This window comes from Streptomyces sp. NPDC027189 (genome assembly GCF_055566975.1).
The window spans coordinates 1-10,742 of record NZ_JBVHRI010000049.1; the positions used below are offsets into that span (position 1 = coordinate 1).

General features: G+C 68.4%; 4 protein-coding genes, 1 tRNA gene and 1 rRNA gene. 5 read left to right on the plus strand and 1 reads right to left on the minus strand.

The genetic code is table 11. From position 1 onward, the window contains the following. From rrf to ACZ4RZ_RS48140, 3 genes are all read left to right on the plus strand, one after another. Nucleotides 1–95 (plus strand): 5S ribosomal RNA (gene rrf / locus ACZ4RZ_RS48130); the annotation flags it as partial. 114 nt (nucleotides 96–209) lie between these two features. Further along, nucleotides 210–872, plus strand: coding sequence for a DegT/DnrJ/EryC1/StrS family aminotransferase (locus tag ACZ4RZ_RS48135; RefSeq protein ID WP_467753994.1), 663 nt, complete (start codon nucleotides 210–212; stop codon nucleotides 870–872). An 84-nt stretch (nucleotides 873–956) separates the two neighbouring features. Then, nucleotides 957–1,032: transfer RNA gene (locus ACZ4RZ_RS48140), tRNA-Thr, on the plus strand. A 64-nt stretch (nucleotides 1,033–1,096) separates the two neighbouring features. On the opposite strand, the gene ACZ4RZ_RS48145 is transcribed toward ACZ4RZ_RS48140, so the two are convergent. Continuing rightward, a complete protein-coding gene (locus ACZ4RZ_RS48145) occupies nucleotides 1,097–3,844 on the minus strand; it encodes a SpoIIE family protein phosphatase (protein WP_467753966.1) in 2,748 nt (915 codons plus the stop codon). A 318-nt stretch (nucleotides 3,845–4,162) separates the two neighbouring features. On the opposite strand from ACZ4RZ_RS48145, the gene ACZ4RZ_RS48150 reads away from it, so the two are divergent. Together ACZ4RZ_RS48150 and ACZ4RZ_RS48155 are read left to right on the plus strand one after the other, a co-directional pair. Next, complete coding sequence (locus ACZ4RZ_RS48150; protein ID WP_467753968.1) at nucleotides 4,163–9,661, plus strand: HAMP domain-containing protein; 5,499 nt, start codon at nucleotides 4,163–4,165, stop codon at nucleotides 9,659–9,661. Nucleotides 9,662–10,003: 342 nt separating this feature from the next. Then, nucleotides 10,004–10,687, plus strand: a complete 684-nt coding sequence (locus ACZ4RZ_RS48155) for a response regulator (RefSeq protein WP_467753969.1) — start codon at nucleotides 10,004–10,006, stop codon at nucleotides 10,685–10,687. The last annotated feature ends 55 nt before the right edge of the window (nucleotides 10,688–10,742 follow it).

Consider the following 10,742-nt stretch of genomic DNA (forward strand, 5'->3'; position numbering starts at 1 on the left):
AAACGCCCGGTTACATTCCGAACCCGGAAGCTAAGCCTTACAGCGCCGATGGTACTGCAGGGGGGACCCTGTGGGAGAGTAGGACGCCGCCGAACAATTATTCAAAGGGCTGGTCCCTGAACTTCGGTTCAGGGACCAGCTCTTTTTTGTTTTGCGTCACTTGGCGTTCACGTTGCGCGACAAGCATCCGCAGCATGAGTACTGCTGCAATGCTCAGGGCCGCGGGTGTCGGAGCCGGTGACGAGGTCATCGTGTCGGCGTTCGGGAACGTCGAGGTCGCCGAGGCCGTGACGCAGGCCGGTGCGACGGCCGTCTTCGCCGACATAGACCCGGCGACGTACTGCCTCGACCCGAGCGCGGTCGAAGCTGTCGTAACTCCCCAGTCGGTGGCGCTGGTTGTCGTCCACCGCTTCGGCCGGTCGGCCGACATGATGCGGCTGCGGGGGATAGGACAGCGGCTGGGGCTCCTGGTGCTGGAGCAGGGCGAGTCCGAGGCGCCGTACGACGAGATAGCGCAGCGCAGGGAGCGGGCCGCCTACCTTGACGGGCGGTTGAGCGGTGTGCGGACGCCCGACGGCGGTGATGGGCACACCTACCAGCAGTACGTCGTGCGGGTGCCGGGCAATGGACGGCCGGACCGGGACGCGTTCGCGCGGGCCGTGCGGGCCAGGGGAGTTGAGTGCCGGGTGCCGGTGAAGACGCCCGTGCACCGCATGCCGGCATTCCGTCGGGACGTGCACCTGCCGGAGACCGAGCGGGCCGCGGACGAGACTCTCGCGCTGCCGGTCGACGCCACTCTGACCAAGCGCGAGATGCAGCGGATCGTCTCCGCGTGCAACGCGCTCGGTGGACTGCTTCAGCCTGCCTTCTGACCCAACGAGCTTGGTTGGGAGCATGCTTCTGTTCGGGGTATGATTTATTCCGTTGCCGCGAGGGAAACCTCGAAAAGGCAACTGGCCCCTATAGCTCAGTCGGCAGAGCGTCTCCATGGTAAGGAGAAGGTCAACGGTTCGATTCCGTTTGGGGGCTCCATCAAGAAAAGGCCTCCGCCCTTACGGGCGGGGGCCTTTCTCGTACCCCGAGGCGAAGCCGGGACTCAGTCCTTGTGGAGACCGGGAACCCGCATCGCCAGAATTGCCATGTCGTCGGACGGGGCGTCAGAGGCGAAGCGCTCGACCGCGCGCATGATGCGGGCGGCGACCGCGCCCGCCGTCAGACCCGTGCACGTGGTAAGGACGTCCGTGAGCCCGTCGTCGCCGAGCATCCGGGTGCCCTCGCGGCGCTCCGTGACGCCGTCCGTGACGCACAGCAGGACGTCGCCCGGATCCAGCGTGACCGTCTGCTCGTACAGCTCCAGGTCCTCCATGACGCCGAGCAGCGGCTGCGGTTCGGCGGCCGGTTCGACCGTGCCGTCCTGGCGCAGTCGCAGCGGGAGCGGGTGGCCGGCGCACACCACCTTCAGCAGCGCGCTGCCGTCCTCCTGGGGCCACAACTCGCCGTACAGGAGCGTCAGGAAGCGGCTGCGGGCGCCCTCGTCGAGGATCGCGGAGTTCAGGCGCTCCAGGACGGCCGGACCGCCGTAGCCCTCGCGGGCCAGCAGCCTGAGCGCGTGCCGGGCCAGGCCCGTGACCGCCGCCGCCTCCGGGCCCGTACCGCAGACGTCGCCGATGGCGAAGCCGTACGCGCCGTCACGGATCGGGAAGAGGTCGTAGAAGTCGCCGCCGACCTCGTTGCCCTCGCCGGCCGCTCGGTAGATGACCTCGACCTCGACCCCCTCGATGTGGGGGAGTTCGGGGGGCAGGAGGCTGCGCTGGAGGGACTGGCTGATGGCCATGCGCTCCGAGTACAGGCGGGCGTTGTCCAACGCCAGGGCGGCCCGGCGCGAAAGGTCTTCGGCCAACTCCAGGATTTCCTGGCGGAAGTGTTCGTCCGACGGCTTGCCGAGCGTCAGCATGCCGATGACGCGGTTGCGGGCCACCAGGGGGAGTACGACCGTCTCGCCGCCGACCGCCGAGGCCGTCGCCAGCGTCGTACCGATACCGGAACTCACCGGAGGGGACTCGCCCAGGCCCAGGCTGCGCATGGAGGTGCGCAGGGCCGCCTCGTGGGCCGCTTCGGCGGGTGCCGACCAGACGCGGGCGCCCGGGGTGGGGACCGGGTCCGGTGGGGCGATCTTCGACAGCAACGCCTTGAGGCCGTCGATGCGTTCCTCGTCCTCGTGCAGGACATACGAGAGATACGGATCCGAGGCCTGGTCGGCGATCGTGTAGACGGCGCACCAGGTGGCCAGGGTCGGGACCGTCATCTGGGCCATGAGGGCCAGGGTCTGGTCGCGGTCCAGGGTGCCGGCGAGGAGGTCGGAGGCCTCCACGAGGAAGGACAGCGAGCCTCGGCGCAGGCGTTCCAGCTCGCCCAGCCGGGCCGATTCCACCGCCAGCGCGATGCGGTCGGCGGCGAACTGGAGGCGCAGGGCCTCCTCGTTGGAGTATCTGCTGGGTGACTCGGCCGCGACGCCGAGCGAGCCGGTGAGGCGTCCTTCGACCTTCAGCGGGACCGTGACGACCGAGCGCATGCCGGTGCCGCTCAGCAGCGGGACGGCGCCGGGAACGACCGTCAGGTCCTCGTGCACGGCGGGCATGCGGGCCGAGCCGTAGCGCCCGGGGCCCGCCTCGACGGGGACACGGGCGAAGCGTTGGCGGGCGGAGGGGAGGCCGGTCGAGGCTCGTACCTCCAACTCCGTTTCGTCGTCGGTCGCGAGGAGCAGGAAGGCGGAGTCGCCGTCGAGCATGTCGCGGGCACGCTCCACCGTGCGCTGTAGGAGGCCGTCCAGGTCGTCGGGGGCGGGCGAGCCGATGAAGACCTCGAACGGGTCGGAGGCGTGCCCGTCGGAGCTGGTGGTCGTGTCGGAGGCGTTGACGCGCAACGGGGTCTGCAGGACGGCGCGTTCGTGGTCGCGTACGAGAAGGCAGACCGTGGAGGGTTCGCCGCCGGTGTCACGGACCCGAAGGTGTGAGGCGTAGACAGGGGTGACACGCCCGTTGGCGCCGCGGATGCCGTAGCTGCCCTCCCAGCGCGAGAGTTGGAGGGCCTCGACGATGCCGGTGCTGGTGCCGGGAGTGTGCGGCCAGGCCGCGAGGTCGGTGAGCGGTTTGCCGGTGACGTGCTCGGAGGCGTACCCGAAGAGTTCCTCCGCGTCCTCGTTCCAGGCGTTGATGGCGCCGACGCGGTCGATCTGGACGACCGCGACGCGGACGCGGCCGTCGGCGAGCGGGAGGAGATCGGCGGGGAGGGAGGGGCCGGCGGTGCGGGTGCCCACGGGACGCTCGGGGAGGTCGAGCTGGAACCAGACCTGCTTGTGGGTGGGCGTGTACTCGACACCCCAGCGGCCGGCCAGCGCCGCGCACAACTGGAGGCCGCGGCCGCCTTCGCGGTCGGGGCTGCCCATGTTCACAGCCGTCGCCTGGAGTGGAATTTCACGTTCCGGGTAGCGGTCTGCCACCTCGATGCGTACGCCGTCGTCGCTGCGCAGACACAGAACGTCCGCGGAGGTGCCGGCATGCACGACAGCGTTGGTGACAAGTTCGCTGGTGAGGACCACGGCATCGTCGACGATGTCGGCGAAGCCCCAGCCCTGGAGGGTGTCACGGACAAAGGATCGGGCGGTCGCGACCGATCGCCCCACGGGATCGAAACTGGCGGCCGCGCGCGCGGTGATCACAGAACTCCTTGTCCGGTTGTCGGCGTGCAGGGCTCCGTGGCCGACCCGCTCCTGCCGTGGCATGGCGTGGTTCCCCGTCGGCCGGGGATCCTGGGGCGGTCCCCCAGGATGCAGTCCGGTGGTCATGGTGCGGCGCCCCTCCGATGCCTGCCCGCTCGTGCTCGTGCCACCGCCCAGGCCGGACGGGACCGGCACGGCTGGACAGCCGCATGCAAGGTTACTTACCTTCGCCGTCCATGCGGATGCCGGTCGCCTGTGTTTCCGTCCGGAGGGTGTGCGGACGATGTGCGAAGCTGCCGAACTGTTATGGCCTGGTTCAGCCAGGGTGAAACACTGGGCAGGCTCCAAGAGACGGTCCGGGCAGGCTGAGTGCCTTCCAGCACGCCGAGCAGAAGTACCCGAGTACGCCGAGCAGTAACGGTCGACCCTTGCGGGAGGGACACAGTGGAGTCTGGCGCAGCGACGCGGGGCACTAAGACGCGCGCGAAAGGCGGACAGTCCCTGAACAACGAGCGCACACCGCGCAATGGCACCACCGAGGTGGACACGGCGGCCCTGAACCGGCTGCTGGCCGCCCTGGTGTCGATGCGGGACGGCAACTTCCGCAAGCGGCTCACGGTCTCCGGCGACGGAGTGATGTCCGAGATCGCGGCCGTCTTCAATGAAGTGGCCGACCGTAATTTGCACCTCACGGGTGAGTTGTCGCGCGTACGTCGCATGGTGGGGCGTGAGGGAAAACTCACGGAGCGGCTGGAGACCGGCGCCTGCGAGGGCTCGTGGGCGGCGGCCATCGACGCCTCGAACGCGCTCGTCGACGATCTCGTACGGCCTGTCTCCGAGGTCGGCCGGGTGCTGTCCGCGGTCGCGGAGGGCGACCTGTCGCCCCGCATGGAGCTGCGGGCGCAGGCGGCCGACGGCAACGGGCATCCGCTGCGCGGTGAGTTCCTCAAAGTCGGGCGGACGGTCAACAATCTGGTCGACCAGCTGTCGACGTTCACCGACGAGGTCACGCGGGTGGCCAGCGAGGTGGGCACCGAGGGCAAGTTGGGCGGGCAGGCGCGGGTGCGCGGGATGTCCGGTTCGTGGAAGGACCTCACGGATTCGGTCAACACCATGGCGTACCGGCTGACGGCTCAGGTGCGTGACATCGCTCTCGTGACGACGGCGGTCGCCAAGGGTGACTTGTCCCGGAAGGTCACGGTTCACGTGGCCGGCGAGATGCTGGAGCTCAAGAACACCGTCAACACGATGGTGGACCAGTTGTCCTCCTTCTCCTCCGAGGTGACGCGAGTCGCGCGCGAGGTGGGCACCGAGGGCGAGCTGGGCGGACAGGCGCAGGTGCCCGGTGTGGCCGGCGTGTGGAAGGACCTCACCGATTCGGTGAACCTCATGGCCGGAAACCTCACGGCCCAGGTGCGTGGGATCGCGGAGGTGACGACGGCGGTCGCCAGCGGTGACTTGTCGCGGAAGGTGACGGTGTCCGCACGCGGTGAGGTCGCGCAGCTCGCCGAGACGATCAACCAGATGACCGAGACGCTGCGGACGTTCGCGGACGAGGTCACGCGGGTGGCCAACGAGGTCGGCGGGGAGGGGCGGCTCGGCGGCCAGGCGAATGTGCCGGGTGCGGCGGGGACGTGGAAGGACCTGACGGATTCCGTCAACACGGTGTTCCGGAACCTCACGACCCAGGTGCGCGACATCGCCGCGGTGACCACGGCCGTGGCCAACGGTGACCTCTCCCAGAAGGTCACCGTCGATGTCGCCGGCGAGATGCTGGAGCTGAAGAACACCGTCAACACGATGGTCGACCAGCTGTCGGCGTTCGGTGCCGAGGTCACGCGCGTGGCGCGGGAGGTCGGTGTCGAGGGCGAACTGGGCGGCCAGGCACAGGTGCCGGGTGCGGCGGGGACGTGGAAGGACCTGACGGACTCCGTCAACACGGCGTTCCGGAACCTCACCGGACAGGTGCGCAACATCGCGCAGGTGACGACGGCGGTCGCCAACGGCGATCTGTCGCAGAAGGTCACGGTCGATGTCTCCGGCGAGATGCTCCAGCTGAAGAACACCGTGAACACGATGGTGGACCAGCTCTCCTCGTTCGCGGACCAGGTGACACGGATGGCCCGTGACGTGGGTACGGAGGGCCGCCTCGGCGGTCAGGCCCGCGTGGACGGTGTGTCCGGTACGTGGAAGGAACTCACCGACTCCGTCAACTTCATGGCGGGGAACCTGACTTCGCAGGTGCGGCAGATCGCGCAGGTCACGACGGCGGTGGCCCGGGGTGACCTGTCGCAGAAGATCGACGTGGACGCGCGCGGCGAGATCCTGGAGCTGAAGAACACCATCAACACGATGGTCGACCAGCTCTCCGCCTTCGCCGACCAGGTGACCAGGGTCGCTCGCGAGGTGGGTACGGAGGGCCGCCTCGGCGGTCAGGCGCAGGTGCCCGGCGTCGCAGGTGTGTGGCGCGATCTGACCGACTCCGTGAACGGCATGGCCGGCAACCTCACCGCCCAGGTGCGGAACATCGCGCAGGTCGCGACCGCGGTGGCGCGGGGTGACCTGTCGCAGAAGATCGACGTGGACGCGCGCGGCGAGATCCTGGAGCTGAAGAACACCCTCAACACGATGGTGGACCAGCTCTCGAACTTCGCCGAGCAGGTCACGCGGGTGGCCCGCGAGGTGGGCACGGAGGGCATGCTCGGCGGGCAGGCCGAGGTGCAGGGTGTCTCCGGCACCTGGAAGGACCTCACCCAGTCCGTGAACTTCATGGCGAACAACCTGACCATTCAGGTGCGCAACATCGCCGAGGTCACGACGGCGGTCGCGAAGGGCGACCTGTCGAAGAAGATCACCGTCGACGCCAAGGGCGAGATCCTCGAACTCGTCACCACCGTCAACACGATGGTCGACCAGCTGTCCAACTTCGCCGAGCAGGTGACCCGCGTGGCCCGCGAGGTGGGCACAGAGGGCAACCTGGGCGGTCAGGCGCGGGTGCCGGGTGTCACGGGCATCTGGAAGGACCTGAGCGACAACGTCAACGTGATGGCCAACAACCTGACCAACCAGGTGCGGAACATCTCGCAGGTCGCGACGGCGGTGGCCAACGGCGACCTCACCAAGAAGGTGACGGTCGAGGCGAGCGGCGAGGTCGCTCAGCTCGCCGACACCGTCAACACGATGGTGAAGACGCTGAGTTCGTTCGCCGACCAGGTCACCCGGGTGGCCCGCGAGGTGGGCACGGACGGCATCCTCGGCGGGCAGGCGCGCGTGCCGGGCGTGTCCGGTACGTGGAAGGACCTCACCGAGTCCGTGAACGGGATGGCGTCCAACCTGACCGGCCAGGTGCGCAACATCGCGATGGTCACCACGGCCATCGCGAAGGGCGACCTGACCAAGAAGATCGACATCGATGCCCGCGGCGAGATCCTGGAGCTGAAGACCACCATCAACACGATGGTCGACCAGCTGTCGTCCTTCGCCGAGGAGGTCACCCGAGTGGCCCGCGAGGTGGGCACCGAGGGGCAGTTGGGCGGCCAGGCGCGCGTACGCGACGTCGACGGCACCTGGCGCGACCTCACCGAGTCGGTGAACGAGATGGCCGGGAACCTGACCCGGCAGGTGCGTGCCATCGCGCGCGTGGCGACCGCGGTGACCCGCGGCGACCTGAACCTGAAGATCGACGTGGACGCCTCCGGCGAGATCCAGGAACTTCAGGACTACATCAACAAGATGATCGCCAACCTGCGTGACACCACCATCGCCAACAAGGAGCAGGACTGGCTCAAGGGCAACCTCGCCCGTATCTCGGCGCTGATGCAGGGGCGGCGCGACCTCGACGACGTGGCCTCGCTGATCATGAGCGAGCTGACGCCGGTCGTCTCCGCGCAGCACGGTGCGTTCTTCCTCTCCATGCCGCTGGTCGACGGCACGGAGGCGGGCAGCGACGAGGAGGCGTACGAGCTGCGCATGCTCGGGTCGTACGGCTACTCGATGGGCTCCATGCCGACGTCCTTCCGGCCCGGTGAGGCGCTGATCGGGACGGCGGCCCAGGAGAAGCGCACGATCCTCGTGGAGAACGCGCCGAGCGGCTATCTGAAGATCTCCTCCGGGCTCGGCGAGGCGCCCCCGGCGCAGGTGATCGTGCTTCCGGTGCTCTTCGAAGGGACCGTGCTCGGCGTCATCGAGCTGGCGTCCTTCACGCCGTTCACGCAGATCCAGAAGGACTTCCTGAACCAGATCGCCGAGATGATCGCCACGAGCGTGAACACCATCTCCGTCAACACCAAGACCGAGGTGCTGCTCAAGCAGTCGCAGGAGCTCACCGAGCAACTCCGCGAGCGCTCCGCCGAGTTGGAGAACCGGCAGAAGGCCCTCCAGGACTCGAACGCCGAACTGGAGGAGAAGGCGGAGCTGTTGGCCCAGCAGAACCGCGACATCGAGGTCAAGAACACCGAGATCGAAGAGGCCCGGCAGGTCCTGGAGGAGCGCGCCGAACAGCTCGCGGTCTCCATGCGCTACAAGAGCGAGTTCCTGGCGAACATGTCGCACGAGCTCCGTACACCGCTCAACTCGCTGCTGATTCTCGCCAAGTTGCTCGCCGACAACGCCGACTCGAACCTCACTCCCAAGCAGGTCGAGTTCGCCGAGACCATCCACGGCGCGGGCTCCGACCTGCTCCAGCTGATCAACGACATCCTCGACCTGTCGAAGGTCGAGGCGGGCAAGATGGACGTGTCGCCGACCCGTATCGCGCTGGTCCAACTGGTCGACTACGTAGAGGCCACTTTCCGCCCGCTGACCGCGGAGAAGGGTCTCGACTTCTCCGTACGGGTCTCGCCGGAACTGCCCGCCACGCTGCACACCGACGAACAGCGGCTGCTCCAGGTGCTGCGCAACCTGCTGTCCAACGCGGTGAAGTTCACCGACTCCGGAGCGGTCGAATTGGTGATCCGGCCCGCCGGGGCGGACGTTCCGGTGGCCATCCGGGAGCAGCTTCTGGAGTCCGGTTCGCTGCGGGACGCGGACGCCGATCTGATCGCGTTCTCCGTGACGGACACCGGCATCGGGATCGCGGCCAGCAAGATGCGGGTCATTTTCGAGGCCTTCAAGCAGGCGGACGGCACGACGAGCCGGAAGTACGGCGGTACGGGTCTGGGGCTGTCCATCTCGCGGGAGATCGCGCGGCTGCTGGGCGGTGAGATCCATGCGCAGAGCGAGCCGGGGCGCGGCTCGACGTTCACGCTGTATTTGCCGCTGCACCCGAGCGAACTGCCGCCGCAGGGTTACGGGCAGCTCGCGCCGGCGCTGGAGGCCGGGGAGCTGCTGGCCTCCGAGGCGGAGCTGGCCGGAGCCGACATCGAGACGCCGGCCGAGGTGAAGTCGTACCGGGAGACGCAGAACGGGCCCGCCGCGCTCTTCAGGAGGCGCCGCAGGGCGGTGTCCGCCGTCGAGCCGCGCGGCGCCCTGCCGGGGCAGCCGAACGGCACCGTGGGGACGGCTCAGGAGCAGTGGGCGGCCGCGGGCCGGCAGGACGCGGAGCCGCAGCCGCGCCGTGGCATCCGGTTCGAGGGCGAGAAGGTGCTGATCGTCGACGACGACATCCGCAATGTGTTCGCGCTCACCAGCGTCCTCGAGCAGCACGGGCTTTCGGTGCTGTACGCCGAGAACGGCCGCGAGGGCATCGAAGTCCTGGAGCAGCATGATGATGTGACGGTTGTCCTGATGGACATCATGATGCCCGAGATGGACGGTTATGCCACGACGACGGCGATTCGCCGGATGCCGCAGTTCGCCGGGCTGCCGATCATCGCGCTCACGGCGAAGGCGATGAAGGGCGACCGGGAGAAGGCCATCGAGTCGGGTGCCTCCGACTACGTGACGAAACCGGTCGATCCCGATCACCTGCTCTCCGTGATGGAGCAGTGGATGCGTGCGGAGTGACGGACTCATGTCCGGCGAGCCCGGTCGCCACGCGGTGTCGGCGACCGGAGCGCCGGGCGTGCGCGCCGAACCGGTGGCGCGGCGGGCCCGACGTCGGATAACTGACTGTGGCCGAAGCCGTGTAGAAGTGCGGGATTCGGGGAACCTTCTGGTCTCCCGCTACGTTTCTGCTACGTGCACAGTGACATCGCGGTGACAGGGTGTGGCGACAGGCGGGGTGCGGCTACCATGACCGGCACAAGGACGGGCGGCGCAAGGGAGTCGTCCCCTGGGGCGGCGCCCGGTGCTTCCCCAAGTCCTGCGGACAGGGGAGGCCCCATGCCGGGGCGAGGAGGGCGGGCCATGGTGCAGAAGGCCAAGATCCTCCTGGTCGATGACCGGCCGGAGAATCTGTTGGCGCTGGAGGCGATTCTCTCCGCGCTCGATCAGACACTGGTGCGGGCATCGTCTGGGGAGGAAGCGCTCAAAGCACTGCTCACGGACGACTTCGCGGTCATTCTGCTGGACGTCCAGATGCCGGGCATGGACGGTTTCGAAACCGCCGCGCACATCAAGCGGCGAGAACGGACCCGGGACATCCCGATCATCTTCCTCACCGCGATCAACCACGGCCCGCACCACACCTTCCGGGGGTACGCGGCGGGTGCGGTGGACTACATCTCCAAGCCCTTCGACCCATGGGTGCTGCGCGCGAAGGTCTCCGTCTTCGTCGAGCTCTACATGAAGAACTGCCAACTCCGGGAGCAGGCGGCCCTGCTGCGGCTCCAGCTGGAGGGCGGCGGCAAGGCGGCGCTCGGCGACGCCAAGGAGCCCGCCGGACTCCTCGCCGAACTCTCCGCGCGGCTCGCGGCCGTTGAGGAGCAGGCCGAGGCGCTGTCCAAGCAGCTCGACGACGACTCGGCCGACGCGGCGGCGGTGGCGACCGCGGCCCATCTCGAACGCAAACTCACGGGGTTGCGCAGGGCGCTGGACGCGCTGGAGCCGGGCACGGGGAGCGGCGCACCTTCGGTGCCGTCGCAGAACTGAGCGCTGCTTCAGCGGAACTGAGTGGTGTTCCAGCAGAAGTGAGTGCCGCTCCAGC

Excerpts from the sequence above, each read along its gene's own strand:
- ACZ4RZ_RS48145 (WP_467753966.1), bottom strand. The coding sequence starts at position 3,844 with ATGACCACCGGACTGCATCCTGGGGGACCGCCCCAGGATCCCCGGCCG.
- ACZ4RZ_RS48155 (WP_467753969.1), top strand. The coding sequence starts at position 10,004 with ATGGTGCAGAAGGCCAAGATCCTCCTGGTCGATGACCGGCCGGAGAAT.
- ACZ4RZ_RS48135 (WP_467753994.1), top strand. The coding sequence starts at position 210 with ATGCTCAGGGCCGCGGGTGTCGGAGCCGGTGACGAGGTCATCGTGTCG.